A 24,616-nucleotide genomic window follows, 5' to 3' on the forward strand; every position below is an offset into this window, starting at 1 on the left:
CGGGGGCTGTCGGAGCCCTTGCAGGTGAGCCGGGGTGCGCGGCTTCGGGACCGTCGCGAGTGGTGGCACGCACGGCGTCGGGGTCGTTGTCAGTGGCGGGGTGCACGATGGGGGACATGACCGGCTCTGCGCTCGATTCGTTCTCACCCGCGACCCGCGGCTGGTTCGCGGGTGCCTTCAGCGCGCCCACCGCCGCGCAGGAGGGCGCCTGGCGCGCGATCGGCGAGGGTTCGGACGTGCTGGTCGTCGCACCGACCGGCTCCGGCAAGACCCTCGCCGCGTTTCTCGCCGCGCTGGACGCCCTGGCGTCCGTCCCGCCGCCCGCCGAGGCGAAGAAACGCTGCCGGGTGCTGTACGTGTCGCCGCTCAAGGCGCTCGCGGTCGATGTGGAGCGCAACCTCCGCTCGCCGCTGACCGGCATCCGCCAGGAGTCGGTGCGGCTGGGACTGCCCGAGCCCGAGGTCCGGGTGGGGATCCGCTCCGGCGACACCTCGCCCGCCGAGCGCCGCTCGATGGCGACCCGGCCGCCGGACATCCTGATCACCACGCCCGAATCACTGTTCCTGATGCTGACCTCGTCAGCACGGGAGGCGCTGTCCGGCGTCGAGACGGTGATTCTCGACGAGGTGCACGCCGTGGCGGGCACGAAGCGCGGCGCCCATCTCGCCGTGTCGCTGGAGCGTCTGGACGAGCTGCTGCCACGTCCCGCACGGCGGATCGGCCTGTCGGCGACGGTCCGTCCGGTCGACGAGGTGGCCCGCTTCCTCTCGCCCCGGGGCAAGGTGGAGATCGTCCAGCCGCCGTCCACCAAGCGGTTCGACCTGTCGGTGGTCGTCCCGGTCGAGGATCTGGGCGAGCTCGGCGGCTCCCCCGCCACCGACCCCGACCAGGCGGGCCAGGCGGACAAGCCGTCGATCTGGCCCCACGTCGAGGAGCGGATCGTCGACCTGGTCCAGCAGCATCGCTCCACCATCGTCTTCGCCAATTCCCGTCGCCTCGCCGAGCGGCTGTGCAACCGGCTCAACGAGATCGCCTACGAGCGGCTCACCGGCGAGACGATCGCCGAGTCCCACTCCCCCGCCGAGATCATGGCCGAGTCCGGTGCGGCGAAGGGCGCCCCGGCACTGCTCGCCCGCGCCCACCACGGCTCGGTATCCAAGGAACAGCGCGCCCAGGTCGAGGAGGACCTCAAGGCGGGCCGGCTGCCGGCCGTCGTCGCCACCTCCAGCCTGGAGCTGGGCATCGACATGGGGGCGGTCGACCTGGTGATCCAGGTGGAGTCGCCGCCCTCGGTCGCCTCCGGCCTGCAGCGGGTCGGCCGGGCCGGACACCAGGTCGGTGCGGTCTCCACCGGAGTGGTCTTCCCCAAGTACCGGGGCGATCTGGTGCAGGCGGCCGTGGTCACCGAGCGGATGCGCGAGGGCTCCATCGAGGCGCTCCGGGTCCCGTCCAACCCGCTGGACGTGCTGGCCCAGCAGCTGGTGGCCATGGTCGCCCTGGACAGCTGGCAGGTGGACGATCTGCTGGCGGCGGTCCGCCGCGCCGCGCCCTTCGCCTCGCTGCCCGAGTCCGCGTTCACCGCCGTGCTGGACATGCTCGCCGGCCGCTACCCCTCCGACGCCTTCGCCGAGCTGCGCCCCCGCGTGGTCTGGGACCGGGTGGCCGGTACGGTCACCGGCCGCCCCGGCGCACAACGGCTCGCCGTCACCTCCGGGGGAACGATCCCCGACCGGGGGCTCTTCGGGGTCTTCCTCGCGGGCGCCGACCCGAAGAAGGGCGGCGGCCGGGTCGGTGAGCTCGACGAGGAGATGGTGTACGAGTCCCGGGTCGGCGATGTCTTCACGCTCGGCACCACGTCCTGGCGGATCGAGGACATCACCCGTGACCGGGTCCTGGTGTCGCCCGCCCCCGGCGTTCCCGGCCGGCTGCCGTTCTGGAAGGGCGACCAGCTGGGCCGCCCGCTGGAGCTTGGGCGTGCGCTGGGGGCGTTCCTCCGCGAGATCGGCGGACTGTCGCAGGAGGACGCCCGGGAACGTCTGCTCGCCGCCGGTCTCGACACCTGGGCCGCCTACAACACCCTGTCGTACATCGACGAACAGCGCCGCGCCTGCGGCCACGTGCCGGACGACCGGACCATCCTCGTCGAGCGGTTCCGTGACGAGCTGGGTGACTGGCGCGTCGTGGTCCACTCCCCGTTCGGCGCGCAGGTGCACGCGCCGTGGGCGCTGGCGCTGAGCGCCCGCCTCGCCGAGCGGTACGGCATGGACGCCCAGGTGATGCACGCCGACGACGGCATCGTGCTCCGGCTGCCGGATGCCGACCTGATGGGCCTGGACCTCCTGGACTTCGACCCCGCACAGGACCTGGCGCAGGATCTGACGCCGGATCTGGCACCGGGTCCGGCGCAGGACCTGGCGCGCAGTCCGGGCCAGGCTCCGGCACCGCTGCCGGGCCTCTCGTACGACAGCGGCCAACCGCCCGTAGGCGCGGCGGACGTGACGTTCGAACAGGGCGAGATCGGCCAGATCGTCACCGACCAGGTCGGCGGTTCGGCGCTGTTCGCCTCCCGGTTCCGTGAGTGTGCGGCCCGCGCCCTGCTGCTGCCGCGCCGCAGCCCCGGCAAACGCACCCCGCTGTGGCAGCAGCGCCAGCGCGCCGCGCAACTCCTCCAGGTCGCATCGGAGTTCGGGTCATTCCCCATCGTCCTGGAAGCGGTCCGCGAATGCCTTCAGGACGTCTTCGACGTCCCCGGCCTCACGGAACTCATGGGCGACCTCGAAGCGCGCCGGGTCCGGCTGGTCGAGGTGACCACCCCGGAGCCCTCGCCCTTCGCGCGCTCGCTCCTGTTCGGCTACGTCGCCCAGTTCCTGTACGAGGGCGACTCGCCCCTCGCGGAGCGGCGGGCCGCCGCTCTCTCCCTCGACTCCCATCTGCTGGCGGAGCTCCTCGGCCAGGCGGAGCTGCGCGAGCTGCTCGACGCGGATGTCCTGGCGGAGCTGGAGCAGGAGCTCCAGTGGCTGACCGAGGACCGCCGGATCAAGGACGTCGAAGGCGTCGCCGACCTCCTCCGGGTCCTCGGTCCGCTCACCGACGAGGAGTTGGCAGCGCGCGGCGCCGACCCGTCCTGGGCTCCGGAGCTGTCCTCGGCCCGCCGGGCCATCCGGGTCCGGATCGGCGGGGCCGTCCACTGGGCGGCGATCGAGGACGCGGGCCGCCTGCGGGACGCACTGGGCACCGCCCTCCCGGTCGGTGTCCCCGAGGCGTTCACCGAACCGGTGAAGGACCCGCTCGGCGATCTCCTCGGCCGGTACGCCCGTACGCACGGCCCGTTCACCTCCACCGCGGCCGCCAACCGCTTCGGCCTCGGCACCGCCGTCACCGACGGGGCGTTGCAACGGCTCTCCGCGTCCGGCCGGATCGTCCAGGGCGAGTTCCATCCCGCCGGTATCGGCCAGGAATGGTGCGACGCCACCGTGCTGCGCCGGTTGCGCCGCCGCTCGCTCGCCGCGCTCCGCCACGAACTGGAACCGGTCCCGCCCGCCGCCCTCGCCGGCTTCCTGCCCCAGTGGCAGCATCTGGGCAGCAACAGCCTGCGCGGAATCGACGGACTGGCCCGCGCCATCGAGCAGTTGCAGGGCGCGCCCGTCCCGGCGTCGGCGCTGGAGAAGCTGATCCTGCCGAGCCGGGTCACGGGCTACACCCCCGCGATGCTCGACGAGCTGACCACCACCGGCGAGGTCGTCTGGGCCGGCGCGGGTGCCCTGCCCGGCAAGGACGGCTGGCTGTCCCTCTACCTCGCCGACAGCGCCCCCCTGCTCCTCCCGCCCCCGCACCCGCTGGAGCTCAGCGCGTTGCACGAATCCGTCCTGACCGCACTGAGCGGCGGATACGGACTGTTCTTCCGGCAGATCGCCGATCAGGTCCGCGCCACCACCCATCCGGACTGCACCGATCCGCAACTGGCCGACGCCATCTGGGAGCTGGCCTGGTCGGGCCGGCTCACCAATGACACGCTCGCCCCGCTGCGCTCGCTGCTCGGCTCCGGCCGCACGGCGGGGTCGACCGCCCACCGCGCCAGACGCAATGTCCCGCGCGGGCGTTACGGCTCGCTCACCTCCGCCGCCCGGCCCGCGTCCCGCACCGGCCCGCCCACCGTCTCGGGCCGCTGGTCCCTGCTGCCCGCCACCGAACCCGACCCCACGCACCGTGCTCACGCCCTGGCCCGCACTCTCCTCGACCGCCACGGGGTAGTGACCCGGGGCGCGGTCCAGGCCGAGGGCGTCGAAGGCGGCTTCTCCGCTACGTACCGCATCCTGTCCGCCTTCGAGGACAACGGGCAGGCCCGGCGCGGCTATGTCGTCGAGGGCCTGGGGGCGGCGCAGTTCGCGATGGACGGCGCGGTGGACCGGCTGCGCGCCACGTCCACCGCCCGCGACCGTACGGAGCCGGGGACCGCGCCCCACGCCCTGGTCCTCGCCGCGGCGGACCCGGCCAACGCGTACGGCGCCGCTCTGCCCTGGCCCGAGCCGCCGGACGGCGCCGGGCACAAGCCCGGCCGCAAGGCGGGCGCCCTGGTGGTGCTGGTCGACGGAGAGCTCGCGATGTACATGGAGCGCGGCGGCAAGACACTGCTGGCCTGGCCGACCGACCCGGACGACCCGGCGCTCCTCGCGGCGGCCGGGGCGCTGGCGGCGGCCGCCCGCGCGGGCGCACTCGGCACGGTCACGGTGGAGCGCACCAATGGCGCACCCTCCCTGACCTCCCCGCTCGGCCGCACATTGGAGGCGGCCGGCTTCCTGGCCACCCCGAGGGGGCTCCGCCTGCGCGCCTGAACCAACGACACGCCCCGCTCCTGGCCCACCGCATCGCCGGCGCCGTCGGCAGCACCACGCACACACGCCCGTATCGCCGCACCCGTACCAAGCCCTCGCATCGCCACGCCCCGCGCACGCCCCCGTACGCGGAAGCCACACACCCTCGCACGGCGCTCCCCGCCCCGCATCATGGAGGCATGCCCGAAGGAGACACCGTCCTGCAGACCGCCGTACGTCTGCGCACCGCACTCGCCGGTCGGATCCTCACCCGCTCCGACCTGCGCGTCCCCCGCTTCGCCACCGCCGACCTCACCGGCCGGACGGTCCTGGACGTCATCTCGCGCGGCAAGCATCTCCTCACCCGCGTCGAGGGCGGCCTCACCCTGCACAGCCACCTCCGGATGGACGGTGCGTGGCGCGTCTACGCCCCGGGCGAGCGCTGGCGCGGTGGCCCCGCCCATCAGATCCGCGCGATCCTCGCCAACACGGATCACACCGCGGTCGGCTACCGGCTGCCCGTCCTCGAACTGCTCCGCACCCAGGACGAGGCGAAGGCGGTCGGCCACCTCGGCCCCGATCTGCTGGGCCCGGACTGGGACCCCGAGACCGCTCTGCGCAATCTGCTCGCCGACCCCGGCCGCCCGCTCGGTGAAGCCCTGCTGGACCAGCGCAACCTGGCCGGAATCGGCAACATCTACAAGGCCGAGCTCTGCTTCCTGGCCCGCGCCACCCCCTGGCTCGCCGTCGGCGACCTCCCCGCCCCCACCGCCGCCCGCCTGGTCACCACGGCCAAGCAGCTCCTCGAAGCCAATCGCGACCGCCCGATGCGCACGACCACGACCACGCGCGCCCCACGCGGCTCCGGCCCCGGCCCCGGCCCCGGCCCGAAGGAACGGCTCTGGGTCTACGGCAGGGCCGACCGACCCTGTCTGCGCTGCGGCACCCCCATCCGCACCGCGGACCAGGACGCCCGCCCCGCCTACTGGTGCCCGCACTGCCAGTCGGGCCCCACCAGCTGAGGGCCGCCCAGTAGTTGACGTTCCGTCAGTTCCAGTCGTACCGTCCGGTCATGCCCCTCACCGCGTACGACCTCACGGGCCGCTCCGCGTTCGTCACCGGCGCGGCAGGCGGCATCGGCCGGGCCAGCGCCGTCCTGCTCGCGGCCGCGGGCGCCACGGTGCACTGCACGGATCTCGACGAGAAGGGCCTGCTGGAAACCCGGGACCTGATCAACGAAGCGGGTGGCACATCCCACATTCAGGTCCTCGATGTCACCGACCGCAGTCGGGTCGGGGCCGCAGTGGCCGCAGCGGGCGACCTGGACATCCTGGCGGCCGTCGCCGGAATCATGCATTCGAGCAGCGTCCTGGAGACCTCGGACGAGGACCTCGACCGCGTCCTCTCGGTCAATTTCAAGGGCGTGCTGTACGCCTGCCAGGAGGTGGCCCGCGGCATGATCGCCCGCGGCGCCCCCGGCTCACTGATCACCATGGCCTCGGGAGCGGTCGACTCCTCGGGCCCGGGACTGTTCTGCTACAGCGCGGCCAAGGCGGCGGTCGTCCAGCTCACGAAGACACTGGCGACCGAACTGGGGCCGCACGCGATCCGCGTCAACGCCGTCGCCCCGGGCTGGATCCGTACGCCCATGACCGCCCGCCACGACGCGGACCGGCAGCAACGTGTGGAGACGACGATGGCCCGGATCTCCCCGCTGGGACGGGTGGGCGAACCGGAGGACGTCGCCCACACCGTGCTCCACCTCGCTTCCGACGCGTCGGCCTTCATGACCGGCCAGATCCTCCGCCCGAACGGCGGCGTAGCCATGCCCTGGTGACCCGTCGAACCCGCTCCGCACCCTGCACCCCAGCAGCCGCCCAACGGCTCGCGCTCCGCACGCCGACAGCGAGCCAACAGCCCGCCCACCGCACGCCGAGGGCCGCCCATCGGGCAGCACCCGATTCCGCGCCCCCGCCGTCCGCCGCCATGCCCGTCAGGCCCGCACCCGCCGATCCGGCGGTCGCGGCCACATGCACGGGCAGCAGACTCAGGCCCCATCCACCCGCCGCCACCGCACCCTCGACAAGTCCCGCATGGGCCGGTTCCAGCATGAGCCGCAGCACGGCCCACCACCACACCCCGCCGAGAACGAGCGCCGGCACCCATCGCCGTACCATGGCTGCCTCCTCCGGCCGAACCTAGTGCGGCGCACTCACCCGGCGGGAGAGCGCATCGGCGCACCACCAGCGCGCGGCGTACAGCCGCAGACCGTTGCACGCTCTTGCCCAGAACTCCAGGGCGTGCTGCGCCGGATCGGGCCCGCCGCGGCCGGACACTCTCCGGTACGTAACCGGAGCGCACGACCCCGCCGTACTGCGGGCGACCTCACCGCACCGGATCCCACCGGCCGGCGGCCCGCTCCCCGCAGTCTCGCCCGGCAGCGCCCGGACCGCATCCAGAACGAGGGGCACCTCGGCGCCACTGAGCCCCCACCGATTCGAGTGGGGGCTCGGCGGACGCGGTCAGTGCTCGTCGCGGCGCAGCGAGTCCTTCATGCCCTTCGCTTGCTTCTCGGCGTCGCTCATGGCGCCCTTGGCCCGGCCCTTGGCCTGGTCCATCTTGCCCTCGGCCTCCTTGCGACGGTCGCCGGTCATCTTGCCCATGGCTTCCTTCGCCTTGCCCTTCATCTTGTCCTTGGCGCCTTCGTCAACCATTGCTACTCCTTCGGGTACGGGGATGTTCGATCTGCCTGTTCGGCTTCACCCACGATGACACAAACGAAACAAATCGGTCATTTGAGAACCGTCCGAGCCACCCACCCGAGCACGCCCCGAGCCATCCACCCCGAGCACAGCCCGAGCACGGTCCAAGCCCACCCCAAGCCCACCCCGAGCGCCTGAGCCCGCCCCGAGCACGCAGAAGCCCCGGCCTCCCCCTCAAGGGGACGACCGGGGCTCCGCCACACACCGTTTCACACCGGACCGCGCGGGTCAGGCGGCGACGACATCCACCGCTTCCGCGGGCGCCTTGATGGTCACCCGTCCCGTCGGCACACCTGCCACCGACGTCACGGAGACGGAGTTGAGCATTGGCCGGACCGGCACAGGCACCGGATCGCTGACTGCTGCCGACTCGGCCAGTTCGGCCAGCGACAGCTCATCGCTCACTTCACGCATGAGCTCGGACATCCGTACGTCAAGCGCGTCGCAAATGGCGGAGAGCAGTTCGGAGGATGCCTCCTTCTGCCCCCGCTCCACCTCGGAGAGATAGCCGAGCGAGACTCGGGCGGACGAGGAGACTTCGCGCAGAGTACGGCCTTGGCGCTGGCGCTGCCGACGCAGCACGTCACCAAGCAGGCGACGGAGCAGAATCATCGGTGGCTCCCTCCTCGGACCGCGTAGCCGCATCCTTCACGCCCCACCGTACCGCCTCGCGCCGCGGCCGTGCGGGGAGCGATGTCGTGTTCACTCAGGGCTGCAAACATCAATTCCCCCCGTTCTGTTCCGTATCCTGTGCCCTTGCATTCTTGCCGAGTTCGGCGGAGAGCAACTCGAGCACGCTCCGTACGCTCTCTTTACGGATGTCCGCCCGTCCACCGTTCAACCTCAGCTCGGCCATATTCTGCACGCCGCCCGGCCCGGCCACCGCGACATAGACCGTCCCCACGGCCTTGCCGTCCTGCGGATCAGGGCCGGCGACCCCCGTGGTGGCCATGCCCCAGTCCGCCCCGAGGACGCGACGCACACCGGCTGCCATCTGCCGCGCCACCTCCGGGTCGACCGCACCGCGCTCCGTCAGCAGGCCCCCGTCCACACCCAGGACATCCCGCTTCAGGGGCGTCGCGTACGCCGTCACGGAGCCCCGGAAGGAGCGCGAGGCCCCCGGCACCGAGGTGAGTTCCGCCGCGACCAGACCGCCGGTGAGCGACTCCGCGACGGCAAGGGTCTCACCACGCTCCACGAGCAGCTCCAGCACCCTGGCCGCGGCAGTCACCGCTCGGCCTCCGCCGAATCACGGCTTCCCGTGGCCCCCTGGACCGGCCCAGCCACAGCGGCGGCCCGCTCGGCGGCGAGCCCCTTGCGACGCAGCACCACGGCCTGGCGCACGTAGTCGAGCCCGGTGACCACCGTCAGCACGACGGCCACCGCCATCACCCAGAAGCGCAGGGTGGCAAGTGGACCGGTGAGAGCCAGGACGTACATCCCGACGGCCGTCCCCTGCGCCAGGGTCTTCATCTTCCCGCCGCGACTGGCCGGAATCACCGCATGCCGTATCACCCAGAACCGCATCAGCGTGATGCCGAGCTCGCGGAAGAGGATCACGCCGGTGACCCACCAGGGCAGATCACCGAGGTACGAGAGACAGACCAGCGCAGCGCCCATGATCGCCTTGTCCGCGATCGGGTCGGCGATCTTCCCGAAGTCGGTGACCAGGTTGTACGTGCGCGCCAGATGGCCGTCGAACAGGTCGGTGATCATGGCGATGGCGAAGGCCGCCCAGGCGAACGAACGCCAGACCGGGTCGTACCCGCCGTGGTGCAGCAACAGCAGCACGAAGCCGGGCACCAGCACCAGCCGCAGCATGGTGAGCAGATTGGCGATGTTCCACAGGCTGGCCTGATTGACGGCCGCAGTGCCCAGCTTGCCGCCGCGGACCGGCTTCGCGCCGGAGCCGCCTGCCGCGGATGCCGGGGCTCCCGTCATCTGGCTGCCTCCACGAGTCCGGAACACTCGGCCACCAGATCCACTCCTTCGGTGCCCACGACCTTTGCCTCGACCATAAGGCCGGGTACGAGGCCGTCGCGTGTCGTGAAGAGCACCTGGCCGTCCGTCTCGGGTGCCTGGTGTGCCGCGCGGCCCACCGCACCGTCCTCGTCGTCCACGGACTCGACCAGCACCTGGAGCGACTCGCCCAGGCGCTCCTCGGCACGCTGCGAGGTCAGCTCCTCGGCCAGCTGCGAGATGTGCGCGAGCCGCTCGGCGATGACGTCGGCGTCCAGCTTGTTCTCGTAGCCGACGGCCTCGGTGCCCTCCTCGTCGGAGTAGCCGAAGACGCCGATGGCGTCGAGCCGGGCACCGGTGAGGAAGCGTTCCAGCTCCGCCAGGTCGGCCTCGGTCTCGCCGGGGAAGCCCACGATGAAGTTGGAGCGGGCACCGGCCTGCGGCGCCTTGCTCCGGATGGTGTCCAGCAGCTCCAGGAACCGGTCGGTGTCGCCGAAGCGGCGCATCGCCCGCAGCACACCGGGGGCCGAGTGCTGGAAGGAAAGATCGAAGTAGGGCGCGACCTTCGGCGTCGAAGTCAGCACGTCGATCAGGCCGGGCCGCATCTCGGCCGGCTGGAGGTAGCTGACCCGGATCCGCTCGATGCCCTCGACGTCGGCGAGCTCCGGCAGCAGCGTCTCCAGCAGCCGGATGTCGCCGAGGTCCTTGCCGTACGAGGTGTTGTTCTCGGAGACGAGCATGACCTCCTTGACGCCCTGCTCGGCCAGCCAGCGGGTCTCCTGCAGCACGTCCGAGGGGCGCCGCGAGATGAAGGAGCCGCGGAAGGACGGAATGGCGCAGAAGGAGCAACGGCGGTCGCAGCCGGAGGCGAGCTTCACCGAGGCGACGGGGCTGGTGCCCAGCCGCCGGCGCAGGGGCGCGCGCGGCCCGGAGACCGGGGCGACTCCGTCCGGGAGGTCCTCGGGGGCGGGGGCCGGTGCGGCCTCCTGTGCGTGACCGGGCAGGGCCACGGCCGCGTCCTGCCGCTCGGCCGGGCTGATCGGCAGCAGCTTGCGGCGGTCGCGCGGGGTGTGCGAGGCGTGGATGCCGCCGTTGAGGATGGTCTGGAGGCGGTCGGAGATGTCGGCGTAGTCGTCGAAGCCGAGGACGCCGTCCGCCTCGGGCAGGGCCTCGGCGAGGTCCTTGCCGTAGCGCTCGGCCATGCAGCCGACGGCGACCACGGCCTGGGTTCTGCCGTGATCCTTCAGATCATTGGCTTCGAGCAGGGCGTCGACGGAGTCCTTCTTGGCGGCCTCGACGAATCCACAGGTGTTGACTACGGCGACATCCGCGTCGGAGGCGTCCTGGACGAGCTCCCAGCCGTCCGCTGCCAAGCGGCCTGCGAGCTCCTCCGAGTCCACCTCGTTACGGGCGCAGCCAAGAGTGACAAGGGCGACGGTACGGCGTTCGGGCATGGGCTCAAGACTACTTTGTCCCCGCACTCGCCCTGCCGCGCAGGGTTCCACCGTTACACCGAGTAACAAATGCGGCGAGCGCCCGGCTTGTTTGCCGGGCGCTCGCCGTGTCGTCGATGCCGCCTGAGGAAACTGTGCGTACCGGGGTCAGCCGACCGCCGGGTCGCCCTTGGTGTACGAGAGCCGCTCGACCTGGCCGGGCTGGAACTGGTCCTCGACCTTCTTGCCGTTGACGAAGAGCTCGATCGAGCCCGCGTCACCGAGGACGAGGTCGACCCGTTCCTTGTCCTGGAAGGTCTTGGTCTCGCCCTGGAGCAGCAGACCATCGAAGAGCAGCCGCCCGTTGTGGTCCTTGGCGGAGATCCAGCTCTTGCCCTGGTTGGCGTTGAGCCGGACGGTCACCTTGTCCCTGGGTGCCGCGGCGATGGCGCTGTCCGAAGGCGCCGGCTTGGGGTCGACGGGCTTGCCGGTCTTCGGTGCGGGGCTCTTCTTGTGGGGTGCGGGACCCTCCGCGACCTGGGTGGCTGCGGGACTGTCGTCGCCGCCCTTGAGGAAGGTGAAGCCGACGAAACCGACTACGGCGACGATCGCCGCGACCATGGCCGCCGTCCAGTTGGGCCGACGGGGTTCGGAACGGATTCTCTCGGCCTCGAACAGCGGCGCCGCGGAGGTGGGAGCGGGACGGCCGCCGTGTTCCGCGTCGTACTGCGAAACCAGCGGTTCCGGATCGAGTTCGACGGCACGCGCGAGCGTACGGATATGGCCGCGCGCGTACACGTCGCCGCCGCAGCGGGAGAAGTCGTCCTCTTCGATCGCGTGCACGATGGGGATGCGCACCCGGGTGGACGAGCTGATCTCTTCGACCGTGAGACCTGCGGCGATACGAGCCTGCTGGAGCACTCGACCGATCGAAGGCCGGTCGTCTTCGGGGGAGTTGCCGATGGACACGGGGGCGCCTTTCGAGCGTGAGCCACCTGCTGGGTGTTCAGTCTAGGGGGGGTACGAAAGGGTGGGGCAACCGGGAGGAAGGACTTTGTCCTCCATCGGACTCGAATCACTGTCCGATTCTCCGGACCGCCCCGGGAAGGACAATTCTGCCGCCCCTCCCTCCAAGTTGACGTACGACCCGGCGAAACGGTTGCCCGTAACACCCTTACGAACCGGTTTCCCCGCGGATCAGAGCCAACACCCCGTCCAGCTCGTCGGGTTTCACCATGACGTCGCGCGCCTTCGACCCCTCGCTGGGTCCGACGATGTTCCTCGACTCCATCAGGTCCATCAGCCGGCCCGCTTTCGCGAAGCCGACCCGCAGCTTGCGCTGAAGCATCGAGGTGGACCCGAACTGCGTGGAGACGACCAGTTCGGCGGCCTGGCAGAGCAGGTCCAGGTCGTCGCCGATATCCTCGTCGATCTCCTTCTTCTTGGCGGTGCCGACCACCACGTCCTCGCGGAAGACCGGCGCCATCTGATCCTTGCAGTGCTGGACGACGGCCGCGACCTCGTCCTCGGTGACGAAGGCGCCCTGCATCCGGGTCGGCTTGTTCGCGCCCATCGGCAGGAACAGACCGTCACCCTTTCCGATGAGCTTCTCGGCGCCGGGCTGGTCGAGGATGACCCGGCTGTCGGCCAGCGACGAGGTCGCGAAGGCGAGCCGGGAGGGCACGTTCGCCTTGATCAGACCGGTGACGACGTCGACCGAGGGCCGCTGGGTCGCGAGCACCAGGTGGATACCGGCGGCGCGGGCCAGCTGGGTGATCCGGACGATGGCGTCCTCCACGTCGCGCGGAGCGACCATCATCAGGTCGGCGAGCTCGTCGACGATCACCAGCAGATACGGGTAGGGCGAGAGTTCGCGCTCGCTGCCCTCCGGCGGCTTGACCTTGCCGTTGCGGACGGCCTGGTTGAAGTCGTCGATGTGCCGGTAGCCGAACGCCGCGAGGTCGTCGTACCGCAGGTCCATCTCCCGCACGACCCACTGGAGCGCCTCGGCGGCGCGCTTCGGGTTGGTGATGATCGGCGTGATCAGGTGCGGGATGCCCTCGTACGCCGTCAGCTCGACGCGCTTGGGGTCGACCAGCACCATGCGGACGTCGTCCGGGGTCGCCCGCACCATGACCGAGGTGATCAGGCAGTTGATGCACGACGACTTGCCGGAACCGGTCGCACCGGCCACCAGCACGTGCGGCATCTTCGCCAGGTTGGCCATCACATAGCCGCCCTCCACGTCCTTGCCGAGCGCGACCAGCATCGGGTGGTCGTCCTCGGCGGCGTCCGCGAGGCGCAGTACGTCGCCTAGGTTGACCATCTCCCGGTCGGTGTTGGGGATCTCGATGCCGACCGCCGACTTGCCCGGGATCGGGGAGATGATCCGGACGTCGGGGCTGGCGACGGCGTAGGCGATGTTCTTGGCGAGCGCGGTGATCCGCTCGACCTTCACCGCCGGGCCGAGCTCCACCTCGTACCGCGTGACCGTCGGTCCGCGGGTGAAGCCGGTGACGGCGGCGTCGACCTTGAACTCGGTGAAGACGTTGGTCAGCGCGGCGACGATCGCGTCGTTGGCGGCGCTGCGGGTCTTGCCCGGGCCACCGCGTTCCAGCAGGTCGAGCGAGGGCAGCGAGTAGGTGATGTCGCCGGAGAGCTGGAGCTGTTCGGCGCGGGCCGGCAGCGGCTGGGACTGCGAGTCGGGCACCGGCTTCGTCAGATCGGGTACGCCGCCCGTGGGGGCCGGCGGCTTCCCTCCTCCGGAGGAGGGTTCGGCCTCCCTGGCACCCGGCACCGGTGTGCCCTGGCGTTCGCGCTCGACGGAGACGCCCTGGGTGAGGTCGGCGACGATCGGCGAGGGCGGCATGCCGTTGAGCACCGCCCCGTCGAGGGCCGCGGCCGCGGCGGCCGCCACGTCCACCGCGTCCATGGTGCGGTTCATCGCGGGCTGCACGGAGGGCCTGCGCGGCCGGCGGCGCTTGGAGAGCACTTCGGCCTCGGCCTGCTCGGGGTCGTACTCGTCGGAGACTTCGGAGCGGCGTGCCGGGGAGCGGCGGGAGCGGGCGGGAAGCTGCTCGCGCCACTGCTCCTCGTAGCGCTCGTCGTCGTTCTCCTCGTCCGCCTCGGGGTCGTACTCCGGGTGGAGGAGCCCCAGCTTGGTGCCGAGCAGCCGGAGCCGTTGCGGAATGGCGTTCACCGGGGTGGCGGTGACGACCAGCAGCCCGAAGACGGTGAGCAGCAACAGCAGCGGTACGGCGAGGACCTCGCCCATCGCGTAGATCAACGGCTTGGAGGCGGCCCAGCCGATAAGCCCGCCCGCGTTCTGCATCGCCGTGGTGCCGTCCTCCCGGCCGGGTGACCCGCAGGCGATGTGGACCTGTCCGAGCACCCCGATGACGAGGGCGGAGAGCCCGATGACGATCCGGCCGTTGGCCTCGGGCTTCTCCGGGTAGCGGATCAGCCGGACGGCGATGGCGCCGAGCAGTATCGGCACGAGCAGATCGAGTCGGCCGAAGGCCCCGGTGACGAGCATCTCCACGAGGTCGCCGACGGGTCCGCGCAGATTCGACCAGGTGCCCGCGGCGACGACCAGCGCGAGGCCGAGCAGCAGCAGCGCGACGCCGTCCTTGCGGTGTGCGGGGTCGAGTCCCTTGGCGCCGCGCCCTATGCCGCGGAAGGTGGCTCCGACGGCGTGGGCCGCACCGAGCCAGACGGCGCGCGCCAGACGGTACACACCACCGGTGGGCGACGGGGCGGGCTTGGGCGGGGCCGCCTTCTTCGCCGCCGCCTTCTTGGCGGGTGCCTTCTTGGCGGGCGCGGTCTTCTTGGCGGCGGTCTTCTTCGCGGGCGCGGCTTTCGGCGCGGCTTTCCTGGCCGGCCCCGCGGTACCGCCGACGCGCTTCGCGGTGCCCGCCGTGCCCTGGGAACCCTTGCCGGACGTACGTGAGGCCATGGTGCCGAGGTTACCGTTGTCGGCGCCTGTGAACACGTGCGACTGCCGCTTCACCCGACCGTGTCGCTTTGCGGGGGCCGCAAACTGACGCGGCCTCACTGCCGGACGCCCCGATTCGGCGCGTCGATCGGCGGACCGGGGGGCCAGTTGGGCCGACGCCCGGACAACCGCCCGTCCCCGGCCCGAAATCACACCGCCGGAACGCCGCGAACCCGGCCCTCCCCCGGTGCGGGACGCGGCTGATACGGCGTTACGAGGTAACGGTGGATGCGGCGTTACGAGGTAAGGGTGGCCGGGCCGGTGCCGGTGCCGGGCTCCAGGGCGTCGAGCGCCCGGCGCAGCCCGGTCAGCTTGCGCTCCAGATGGGCGGCGGTGGCCACCGCCGCGGCGTCCGCCGACTCGTCGTCGAGCTGCTTGGAGAGCGCCTCCGCCTGCTCCTCGACGGCTGCCAGCCGCGCCGAGAGCTCGGCGAGCAGCCCGGCGGGCTCCTTCTCGTGGTCCGCGCCGCCCGAATCGCCCTCGAGCTGGAGCCGCAGCAGCGCCGCCTGCTCGCGCAGCTTGCAGTTCTTCATGTACAGCTCGACGAAGACCGAGACCTTGGCGCGGAGCACCCATGGGTCGAAGGGCTTCGAGATGTAGTCCACCGCGCCCGCCGCGTAACCCCGGAAGGTGTGATGCGGGCCGTGGTTGATCGCGGTGAGAAAGATGATCGGGATGTCCCGGGTCCGTTCCCGCCGCTTGATGTGCGCGGCGGTTTCGAAACCGTCCATGCCCGGCATCTGGACGTCCAGCAGAATGACCGCGAAGTCGTCCGTGAGCAGCGCCTTGAGCGCTTCCTCCCCTGACGATGCCCGGACCAGTGTCTGATCGAGCGCAGAGAGGATGGCCTCCAGCGCCAGCAGATTCTCCGGCCGGTCATCGACCAGGAGGATCTTGGCCTTCTGTACCATGGCCCGTCCTCCTCGCCCCGGAATTTCACCGGGCGCCGCCCCAGGGGACGACTCCCTTACGCCGTCCGTCCTTGTGCCGGTCATGGTAGCCGCACCCCGCCCGTCGCCACACCCTGTCACCGCGATGTCACTGTGCACACAGCAGAAACGCGGTGGGGGACGAGAAGGTTCCCCGTATTCCGCCCCCTCACACCCCTGCGAGCACAGTCGATCAGCAACTCGTCCGGATTCCCTCGTTCAATGATCACTCTCCGCGCATCCACTGCTCCATTACGGAAAGGAGATGATCAGGATCGACAGGCTTGGTGACATAGTCGGAAGCGCCGGATTCGATCGCCTTCTCCCGGTCACCCTTCATCGCCTTCGCGGTCAACGCGACGATCGGCAGCCCGGCGAACTGCGGCATCCGCCGGATCGCCGCCGTCGTGGCATAGCCGTCCATCTCCGGCATCATGATGTCCATCAGTACGACTGTCACATCGTCGTGCTGTTCCAGGACTTCGATGCCGACGCGTCCGTTCTCCGCGTACAGCACCGAAAGCCCGTGCTGCTCCAGCACGCTGGTGAGCGCGAAGACGTTGCGGATGTCGTCGTCGACGATGAGCACCTTCTCGCCACGGAACCGGAACGTCCTGCGGACCTCGGGTTCCTCCTGCCCGGCGAGCGCCCACGGCTCCTGCGGAGCGGTCGGCGCGGCGCTCCGGGGCGGCAGCGCGAGCCGCCGTTCCGTGCTCCCCAGGCTCTTGCGGCGACGCCGCATCAGGCCGACCGCGCCGCCCGGATCCGGTGCCTCGGCCGCCGGGTCGGCACCCGGACCGGCCTCCGGCAGCAGCCCTTCCTCGGCCGCTGCGCCGTGCCCCTCGATGGGACCGGGCCCGATCTGCGGGTACCCCTGCGGCGGCAACTCGCTCGGGTGCAGCGGCAGATACAGCGTGAAGGTCGAGCCACGGCCCGGCTCACTGGCCGCGTGGATCTCGCCGCCCAGCAGCCGGGCGATCTCCCGGCTGATGGACAGCCCGAGCCCCGTGCCGCCGTACTTGCGACTGGTCGTACCGTCCGCCTGCTTGAACGCCTCGAAGATCACCAGCATCTTGCTGGCGGCGATCCCGATACCGGTGTCGGTGACCGAGAACGCGATCAGGTCGGCATCCGCGTCGCGCAGCGAGCCGGCCTCCAGGAGCTGCTCCCGGATGGCGTTCGGCACATCCTCGTTGGCGTGCCGGATCACCAGCTCGACCGCCCCGCTGTCGGTGAACTTCACCGCGTTGGAGAGGAGATTGCGCAGCACCTGCAGGAGCCGCTGCTCGTCCGTGTGCAGGGTCGCGGGCAGTTCGGGCGATACCCGTACGGAGAAGTCGAGCCCCTTCTCCGCGGTGAGCGGGCGGAACGTCGCCTCCACGTAGTCCACCAGCTGAACCAGTGCGATCCGGGTCGGGCTGACGTCCATCTTGCCCGCCTCGACCTTCGTCAGATCGAGAATGTCATTGATCAGCTGGAGCAGATCGGATCCGGCGCCGTGGATCGTCTCGGCGAATTCCACCTGCTTCGGCGAGAGATTGCCCTCGGCATTGTCCGCGAGCAGCTTGGCCAGAATGAGCAGCGAGTTGAGCGGTGTACGCAGCTCGTGCGACATGTTCGCCAGGAATTCGGACTTGTAGCGCATCGAGACCGCGAGCTGCTCGGCGCGCTCCTCCAGGACCTGCCGGGCCTCTTCGATCTCGGTGTTCTTGACCTCGATGTCGCGGTTCTGCTGGGCCAGCAGCTCGGCCTTCTCCTCCAGTTCCGCGTTGGAGGCCTGGAGCGCCTTCTGCCGGTTCTCCAACTCCTGTGAACGATCCCGCAATTGCTCGGCCAGCTCCTGCGACTGTTCGAGCAGTTTCTCGGTCTTCGTATTGACGCTGATGGTGTTGACGCTCGTCGCGATCATTTCGGCGAGCTGGTTGAGGAAGTCCCGCTGGATGTGGGTGAACGGCTGGAACGACGCCAGCTCGATCACGCCGAGGACCTTCCCCTCGAAAAGCACCGGCAGCACGATCACATGCGCGGGAGGTGCCTCGCCCAGCCCGGAGGAGATCTTCAGATAGCCCGGCGGAACGTTGTCCACCTGGATGGTCCGCTTCTCCTCGGCCGCCGTACCGATGAGCGTCTCGCCCGGCCGGAAGGACGTCGGCATCGAACCGGCCGAGTATCCGTAGCTGCCCCTCATGCAGAGTTCGTACGAGTTGTCCTTGTCGCTGTCCGAGCCCACCGCGGCGGTGTCCCCGGTCGGCATGGCCAGGAAGAACGCACCGTGCTGCGCGGAGACGACCGGGGTCAGCTCGCTCATGATCAGCGAGGCCACGTCGTCCAGGTCGCGACGCCCCTGCATCAGACCGGAGATCCGGGCGAGGTTGCCCTTGAGCCAGTCCTGTTCCTTGTTGGTCGCCGTGGTGTCGCGCAGGTTGGCGATCATCGTGTTGATGTTGTCCTGCAGGGCCTGGATCTCGCCGGCCGCGTCCACATCGATCTTCAGATTGAGATCACCGCGGGTCACCGCGGTGGCGACGGCCGCGATGGCCCGCACCTGGCGGGTGAGGTTGCCGGCCATCTCGTTCACCGACTCGGTGAGGTCGCGCCAGGTGCCGTCGACGTCCCGGACCCGGGCCTGACCGCCCAGCTGACCCTCGGTGCCCACCTCGCGGGCCACCCGGGTCACCTGCTCGGCGAACGAGGACAGCTGGTCGACCATCGTGTTGATGGTGTTCTTCAGCTGCTGGATCTCACCGCGCGCGTCGATGTCGATCTTCTTGGTGAGGTCGCCCTTGGCGATGGCGGTGGTGACCGCCGCGATCTGGCGCACCTGACCGGTCAGGTTGGACGCCATCGAGTTCACCGACTCGGTGAGGTCCTTCCACGTACCCGAGACGCCCGGCACCCGCGCCTGGCCGCCGAGTTCGCCCTCCGTGCCCACCTCGCGGGCGACCCGCGTCACCTCGTCGGCGAACGAGGACAGCGTCGTCACCATCGTGTTGACGGTGTCCGCGAGCTCGGCGACCTCGCCGCGCGCCTCGACGGTGACCTTCTTCCTCAGGTCGCCGTTGGCGACCGCCGAGGAGACCCGGGAGATGTTCCGCACCTGACTGGTCAGGTTGTTGGCCATCAGATTGACGTTGTCGCTGAGGTCCTTCCAGATGCCGGTCGCTCCCGGCACCCGGGCCTGACCGCCGAGGATGCCCTCGGTGCCCACCTCGCGGGCGACCCGCGTCACCTCGTCGGCGAAGTTGAGCAGCTGGTCGACCATGGTGTTGACGGTCGTGACCAGTTCGAGGATCTCGCCCTTGGCATCGACGGTGATCTTCTTGGAGAGATCGCCGTTGGCGACCGCGGTGGTGACCTCGGCGATGTTGCGGACCTGCAGGGTCAGGTTGTTCGCCATGCCGTTGACGGACTGGGTGAGGTCCTTCCACGTACCAGACACCCCCTGCACCTCGGCCTGGCCGCCGAGGATGCCCTCCGTACCCACCTCACGGGCGACCCTGGTCACCTGCTCGGCGAAGTTCGAGAGCTGGTCGACCATCGTGTTGATGGTGTTCTTCAGCTCAAGGATCTCGCCCCGGGCATCCACATCGATCTTCTGCGACAGGTCACCGCGCGCCACCGCCGTGGCGACCTGCGCGATGTTACGGACCTGAGCGGTCAGGTTGCCCGCCATGCCGTTCACCGAGTCGGTCAGATCACGCCACACACCGGCCACGCCGGGCACCTGTGCCTGCCCGCCGAGCCGCCCGTCGGTGCCGACCTCGCGGGCCACCCGGGTCACCTGATCCGCGAAGGCGGAGAGCTGGTCGACCATCGTGTTGATGGTGTTCTTCAGCTCAAGGATCTCGCCCCGCGCGTCCACATCGATCTTCTGCGACAGGTCACCGCGCGCCACCGCCGTGGTCACCTGGGCGATCTGGCGGACCTGCGAAGTCAGGTTCCCGGCCATGAAGTTGACGGAGTCGGTGAGTTCCTTCCAGGTACCGGAGACGCCGTCCACCCGTGCCTGGCCTCCGAGGCGGCCCTCCGTGCCCACGTCCCGCGCCATCCGCGTCACCTGGTCGGCGAAGTTCGAGAGCTGCGCCACCATCGTGTTGACGGTGTTCTTCAGCTCCAGCATCTCGCCCGCGACATCCACGGTGACCTTCTGCGTCATGTCACCGTTGGCCACCGCGGTCGTCACCTGCGCGATGTCCCGCACCTGGCCCGTGAGGTTCCGGAACGCGGCGTTCACCGAGTCGGTGAGGTCCTTCCAGGTCCCCGCCGCCCCAGGCACCTCGGCCTGACCGCCGAGGCGGCCCTCCACACCGACCTCCCGGGCCACCCGGGTCACTTCCGAACCGAAGGCCTGGAGCTGGTCCACCATCGTGTTGACGGTGTTCTTAAGCTCCAGCATCTCGCCGGCCACATCCACGGTGACCTTCTGCGTCATGTCACCGTTGGCCACCGCCTTGGTCACCTGCGCGATGTCCCGCACCTGCGTAGTCAGGTTCCGGAAGACCGTGTTCACCGAGTCGGTGAGGTCCTTCCACGTCCCCGCCGCCCCAGGCACCTTCGCCTGCCCGCCGAGCAGACCCTCGCCACCGACCTCGCTGGCCACCCGGGTCACTTCGTCCGCGAAGAGGCGCAGCGTGTCGGTCATCTGGTTGATGGTCTCGGCCAGTTGCGCGACCTCGCCGCGGGCGCTCACCGTGACCTTCTGGGACAGGTCGCCGTTGGCGACCGCCGTCGTCACCTCGGCGATCCCGCGCACCTGGGAGGTGAGGTTCCCGGCCATCGTGTTGACGGAGTCGGTGAGGTCCTTCCACACACCCGCCACACCCGGCACGGTCGCCTGACCGCCGAGCTCGCCCTCCGTACCCACCTCACGGGCGACCCGGGTCACCTCGGAGGAGAACGACGACAGCTGGTCGACCATCGTGTTGACGGTGTTCTTCAGCTGGAGCATCTCACCGGCCACATGGACGGTGACCTTCCGCGACAGATCGCCCTTGGCGACCGCCGTGGTCACCAGGGCGATGTCGCGCACCTGCGCGGTCAGCCGGTACGCCATGGTGTTCACGGAGTCCGTGAGGTCCTTCCAGGACCCGGACATCCCGCGCACCTGGGCCTGTCCGCCCAGTTTGCCCTCGGTACCCACCTCGACCGCGACCCGCGTCACCTGCTCGGTGAACGCCGACAGCTGGTCGACGAGGCTGTTGACCGTACGGGCGACCTTCAGGAACTCGCCGCGCAGCGGCCGTACCGTCTCGTCGGACGTGTGCGAACGCAGTTCCATCCGCTGTTCGAGATCACCGTCGGCCACCGCCGACAGCACCCGCCCGACCTCCGAGACCGGGCGGGCCAGATCGTCGACCAGCTCGTTGGAGGCGTCGATCGCGGCGGCCCAGGAGCCCTCGCAGGCGCCCGTCTCCAGCCGCTCGGTGAGCTTCCCCTCGCGTCCGACCACCCGCCGCACCCGGGCCAGCTCACCGGTGAGATGCAGATTACGGTCGGCGACCTCGTTGAAGACCGCCGCGATCTCCGCCATCACGTCGTCGCCCGAGACGGTCAGACGCCTGCGGAAATTCCCGTCGCGCATCGCCACGAGGCCCGCCAACAGTCTGTTGAGCGCCGCCGCGTCGACGTCGATGGTTCCATTGCGCTGTTTCTTCACGGACTGTCCGCCTTTTGTGCGCGTGCTTCTGCCCCGCGCCGCCACGCCAGACTCCACCGTGTCCCTCCCGCAGGGGTTGACCGTATCGCTCGGGCCTTATCTGGGAGCTTGCCCAGTTCTTCTTGGCTCACCGCCACAGCCCACCGTCGACGGGTGACCATGGGGACGTCAAATCGTTGAAACGTACCAGGCCGGACGCAGCCGGGGTGCCACCTCCAATGGTTGTCCCACATCACTCCGTTGAGAAGGCCACACTTGTCCGGTCACAGGTCGGTTCCTGGTCGCTCCTGTCCGAAGTCGCCCCTCGTGTACCCGGCACGCAGACCGAGCGTCTAGCCTGGCAGGCGAATCGAAGCGGCGAGAAACGGGCACAGGACTCGGGGAAGCGACGAGACACCACATGGGGAGTTCTGTGATCACCGCGCGCGCGGCCGCCACCTTCGACCCGGTCGGGCGCTCCGTCGCGACCGCCCGCGCCTTTGTCCGCGACACCCTTCAGGGGTGGGGCTACACGGACGTCGTCGACGACGCGGTCGTCCTCACCAGCGAGCTGGTGACCAACGCCGTGGTCCACGCGGGCACCGCCGCCGACGTCCTGTGCCTTCGCACGGAGGACGGCGTCCGGATCGAGGTCTCCGACCACTATCCGGAACGCGAGGTCCCGCTCCAGAGCGCGGGCCCGGACTTCGGCAGCCCGGACCGCGAGAACGGCCGCGGACTGCTGCTCTGCACGGCACTCGCCACCCGCTGGGGCGTCGAGTACTCACCCACCCGCAAACATGTCTGGTTCCAGCTCGATCTTCCCGAACGCCCGGTGGGCATCCGCTCGGCGGGCCCGCTGCTCCCCGTGGGGCTGCTCCCCGTCGCCGACGAGCGCGTCAGGGTGGCGGTCGTACAGATCGACAGCACCGGCTCCATCGCGGCCTGGAACGAGGACGCCTCGTTCCTCTTCGGCCACACCACGGATCAAGTCACCGGAAAGCAGCTCACCGACTTCACCGCCTGGCCCCAGACCCCCGGCACCAACACGGGCATCGTCGACGCGCTCCAGCTCTCGCGCTGGGAGGGCAGCTACGGAATCCGCGGCGCCGACGGCCGGACCATCCCCGTCTACGCCTCGCACCTGCGGGTCCGCGACACCCACGGCGAGCCCTCGACCGTCTGTCTCCTCGTCCGCGACTACGAACGCGCCGTGCTCCAGTCTCCGGCCCGCGCACCGGTCTCCGACACCAACGCCGAGAGCGGCAAGACCGACCCGTTCGAGATCTTCATCGGCTCCCCCGCCCCCGACGACCTCGACGGCCTGCTCCAGCGCACGGTCGAGCGGGCCCGCGACATGCTCGATGCCGACGCGGCCTTCCTGCTGCTGGCGACGGACGACGAAACGGAACTGGAGGTACGGGCCACCACCGGCCTGCCCTCCGCCCGCCAGCGTTTCGCCCGGGTCCCGGTGGAAGCCGGAACCGGACGGTACGGATCCGCCCGGATGCCCGCCGTCCACGAGGACCTCGACCACGTCCCGGGCGCCGTCCCGCTGCTGGGCGGTACCGGGATGCGTTCCGTCGTCACCGTCCCGCTGAAGGTCGAAGGGCGGCTCACGGGCTCGCTGGGTGTAGCCGCCGAAGCGGCCGGCCGCTACTCGAACGAGGAGGCCCTGCGCCTTCAGTTCGCCGCGGACCGGATCGCGCTCGCGGTCGAATCGGCCCGACTGGGCGAGCTGGAACGCCTCCGCCGCGGTTCCCTCTCCTTCCTCGTCGAGGCCTCCGACCTGCTCGCCGGCACTCTCGACCGGGACCAGACCCTGGCGCTGATGGCCCAGATGACGGTCCCGACCCTGGCCACCTGGTGCGCCGTGTACACGATTGCCGACCAGTCCTCCGAGCCGTACCTCTCGTACGTCCTGCACGAGGACGAGGAGCGCATCGACGGCCTCAAGGCCCTGCTCTCCAAGATCGCGCCGCCGGACCCGGTACCCACCCCCGGCGCCCGGGTCTGGTCCGCCCCGTCCGAGGCCGCCCACCAGGCGGCCCTGCGCAGTTCGATGCGGACTCTCGGCCTCGGTGAGACCGGCAGGCTCGTCGAACCGGGCAGGCTCGGCTCCGGCATCCGTACGACGCTCGCCACCGCGGCCGCCGTGGGCGGGGAGACGGTGGTCCTGCCACTCGTGGCCCGCAACCGCGTCATCGGCATGCTCACGCTCGGGAAGCCCTCCGACGACCACTTCCGCCAGGAGATCCTGGAACTGGCCGAGGACCTCTCCCGCCGCGCCGCCCTGGCCCTCGACAACGCGCGCCTCTACTCGGAGCGCATGGCGATCAGCCAGTCCTTGCAGCGCAGCCTCCTGCCTCCGGGGCTGCCCGAGGTCCCCAATGTCGAGATCGAGGTCATCTACCGCGCGGCCGGCGAGGGCAACGAGGTCGGCGGCGACTTCTACGACGTCTTCCCGATCCGCGACGGCGCCTACGGCTTCGCCATCGGCGACGTATGCGGTACGGGCCCGGAGGCCGCCGCCGTCACGGGCCTCGCCCGTCACGCCCTGCGCCTCCTCGCCCGCGAGGGCTTCGGCGGCCCCGCCGTCCTGGAGCGTCTCAACGCCGCCATCCTGGACGAGGGCGCCCGCAGCCGCTTCCTGACCCTCCTGTACGGCGAGCTGTGGCCGCAGGAGGACGGCAGCGCCCTCCTGAAGGTGGTCTGCGCGGGGCACCCGCTGCCGCTGCGCCTGCGTCAGGACGGATCGGTCGAAGCAGCGGCCGAGCCCCAGCCCCTGCTGGGCGTCATCGAGGACCTCGAACTGTACGAGCAGACGGTCACCCTCGCCCCGGGCGATGTCCTGCTGTGCGTCACCGACGGCGTCACGGAACGCCGGGAGGGCACCAGGATGCTCGGCGACGACGGTCTGGCGGACGTCCTGGCGACCTGCACCGGCCTCACCGCGGGTGCGGTGGCGGCTCGCATCCTGCGAGCCGTGGAACGCTTCGCCGCCGAGCCGGCCTCGGACGACATGGCCATCCTCGCCATGCGCGTCCCGGAACCGCCCACCGCCTAGTACGCCACCGCCCTTGCGGCCTGCGG

The 24,616-nt window shown here is 70.4% G+C and carries 14 protein-coding genes; 4 read left to right on the forward strand and 10 right to left on the reverse strand.

Annotated features, from left to right (window positions below; genetic code table 11):
* The first annotated feature begins 116 nt into the window (after positions 1-116).
* The 3 genes from OG842_RS10325 (at position 117) to OG842_RS10335 (ending at position 6,648) form a co-directional block, all read left to right on the forward strand.
* Entirely contained in the window at positions 117-4,832 is a 4,716-nt protein-coding gene (locus OG842_RS10325) for an Lhr family ATP-dependent helicase (RefSeq protein ID WP_266729335.1), read from the forward strand.
* Positions 4,833-5,011: 179 nt separating this feature from the next.
* Entirely contained in the window at positions 5,012-5,833 is an 822-nt protein-coding gene (locus OG842_RS10330; protein WP_266729336.1) for a DNA-formamidopyrimidine glycosylase family protein, read from the forward strand.
* A gap of 50 nt (positions 5,834-5,883) precedes the next feature.
* On the forward strand, positions 5,884-6,648 hold the full coding sequence (locus OG842_RS10335) for an SDR family NAD(P)-dependent oxidoreductase (RefSeq protein WP_266729337.1): 765 nt from the start codon (positions 5,884-5,886) through the stop codon (positions 6,646-6,648).
* 361 nt (positions 6,649-7,009) lie between these two features.
* On the opposite strand, the gene OG842_RS10340 is transcribed toward OG842_RS10335, so the two are convergent.
* From OG842_RS10340 to OG842_RS10385, 10 genes are all read right to left on the reverse strand, one after another.
* Positions 7,010-7,147, reverse strand: coding sequence for a hypothetical protein (locus OG842_RS10340; protein ID WP_266729338.1), 138 nt, complete (start codon positions 7,145-7,147; stop codon positions 7,010-7,012).
* Between the two features lie 186 nt (positions 7,148-7,333).
* Complete coding sequence (locus tag OG842_RS10345; RefSeq protein ID WP_266729339.1) at positions 7,334-7,525, reverse strand: CsbD family protein; 192 nt, start codon at positions 7,523-7,525, stop codon at positions 7,334-7,336.
* 276 nt (positions 7,526-7,801) lie between these two features.
* Positions 7,802-8,185 (reverse strand): helix-turn-helix domain-containing protein, encoded by a 384-nt coding sequence (locus tag OG842_RS10350; protein WP_114247014.1) that lies wholly within the window; start codon positions 8,183-8,185, stop codon positions 7,802-7,804.
* A gap of 109 nt (positions 8,186-8,294) precedes the next feature.
* Positions 8,295-8,804, reverse strand: a complete 510-nt coding sequence (locus tag OG842_RS10355; RefSeq protein WP_266729340.1) for a CinA family protein — start codon at positions 8,802-8,804, stop codon at positions 8,295-8,297.
* Positions 8,801-9,514: a CDP-diacylglycerol--glycerol-3-phosphate 3-phosphatidyltransferase gene (pgsA, locus tag OG842_RS10360; protein WP_266729341.1), complete on the reverse strand. Its 714-nt coding sequence runs from the start codon at positions 9,512-9,514 to the stop codon at positions 8,801-8,803. Before pgsA ends, OG842_RS10355 begins: the two co-directional genes overlap by 4 nt.
* A complete protein-coding gene (gene rimO / locus OG842_RS10365) occupies positions 9,511-10,986 on the reverse strand; it encodes a 30S ribosomal protein S12 methylthiotransferase RimO (protein ID WP_266729342.1) in 1,476 nt (491 codons plus the stop codon). Before rimO ends, pgsA begins: the two co-directional genes overlap by 4 nt.
* A gap of 147 nt (positions 10,987-11,133) precedes the next feature.
* A complete protein-coding gene (locus OG842_RS10370; RefSeq protein WP_266729343.1) occupies positions 11,134-11,934 on the reverse strand; it encodes a helix-turn-helix domain-containing protein in 801 nt (266 codons plus the stop codon).
* Positions 11,935-12,139: 205 nt separating this feature from the next.
* Entirely contained in the window at positions 12,140-14,920 is a 2,781-nt protein-coding gene (locus OG842_RS10375) for a DNA translocase FtsK (protein WP_266729344.1), read from the reverse strand.
* A 275-nt stretch (positions 14,921-15,195) separates the two neighbouring features.
* Positions 15,196-15,870, reverse strand: a complete 675-nt coding sequence (locus tag OG842_RS10380; protein WP_266729345.1) for a response regulator — start codon at positions 15,868-15,870, stop codon at positions 15,196-15,198.
* A 244-nt stretch (positions 15,871-16,114) separates the two neighbouring features.
* A complete protein-coding gene (locus tag OG842_RS10385; RefSeq protein ID WP_266729346.1) occupies positions 16,115-21,544 on the reverse strand; it encodes a HAMP domain-containing protein in 5,430 nt (1,809 codons plus the stop codon).
* Positions 21,545-21,944: 400 nt separating this feature from the next.
* Here OG842_RS10385 and OG842_RS10390 point away from each other — a divergent pair, with 400 nt between their 5' ends.
* Positions 21,945-24,590: a SpoIIE family protein phosphatase gene (locus OG842_RS10390; RefSeq protein WP_266729347.1), complete on the forward strand. Its 2,646-nt coding sequence runs from the start codon at positions 21,945-21,947 to the stop codon at positions 24,588-24,590.
* Positions 24,591-24,616: the final 26 nt, after the last annotated feature.

Source organism: Streptomyces sp. NBC_00376 (assembly GCF_036077095.1).
Taxonomy (GTDB): Bacteria; Actinomycetota; Actinomycetes; order Streptomycetales; family Streptomycetaceae; genus Streptomyces.

Coding starts and splice junctions, on each gene's coding strand:
- OG842_RS10325 (WP_266729335.1), top strand. CDS start 117: ATGACCGGCTCTGCGCTCGATTCGTTCTCACCCGCGACCCGCGGCTGG.
- OG842_RS10330 (WP_266729336.1), top strand. CDS start 5,012: ATGCCCGAAGGAGACACCGTCCTGCAGACCGCCGTACGTCTGCGCACC.
- OG842_RS10335 (WP_266729337.1), top strand. CDS start 5,884: ATGCCCCTCACCGCGTACGACCTCACGGGCCGCTCCGCGTTCGTCACC.
- OG842_RS10345 (WP_266729339.1), bottom strand. CDS start 7,525: ATGGTTGACGAAGGCGCCAAGGACAAGATGAAGGGCAAGGCGAAGGAA.
- OG842_RS10350 (WP_114247014.1), bottom strand. CDS start 8,185: ATGATTCTGCTCCGTCGCCTGCTTGGTGACGTGCTGCGTCGGCAGCGC.
- pgsA (WP_266729341.1), bottom strand. CDS start 9,514: ATGACGGGAGCCCCGGCATCCGCGGCAGGCGGCTCCGGCGCGAAGCCG.
- rimO (WP_266729342.1), bottom strand. CDS start 10,986: ATGCCCGAACGCCGTACCGTCGCCCTTGTCACTCTTGGCTGCGCCCGT.
- OG842_RS10375 (WP_266729344.1), bottom strand. CDS start 14,920: ATGGCCTCACGTACGTCCGGCAAGGGTTCCCAGGGCACGGCGGGCACC.
- OG842_RS10380 (WP_266729345.1), bottom strand. CDS start 15,870: ATGGTACAGAAGGCCAAGATCCTCCTGGTCGATGACCGGCCGGAGAAT.
- OG842_RS10390 (WP_266729347.1), top strand. CDS start 21,945: ATGGGGAGTTCTGTGATCACCGCGCGCGCGGCCGCCACCTTCGACCCG.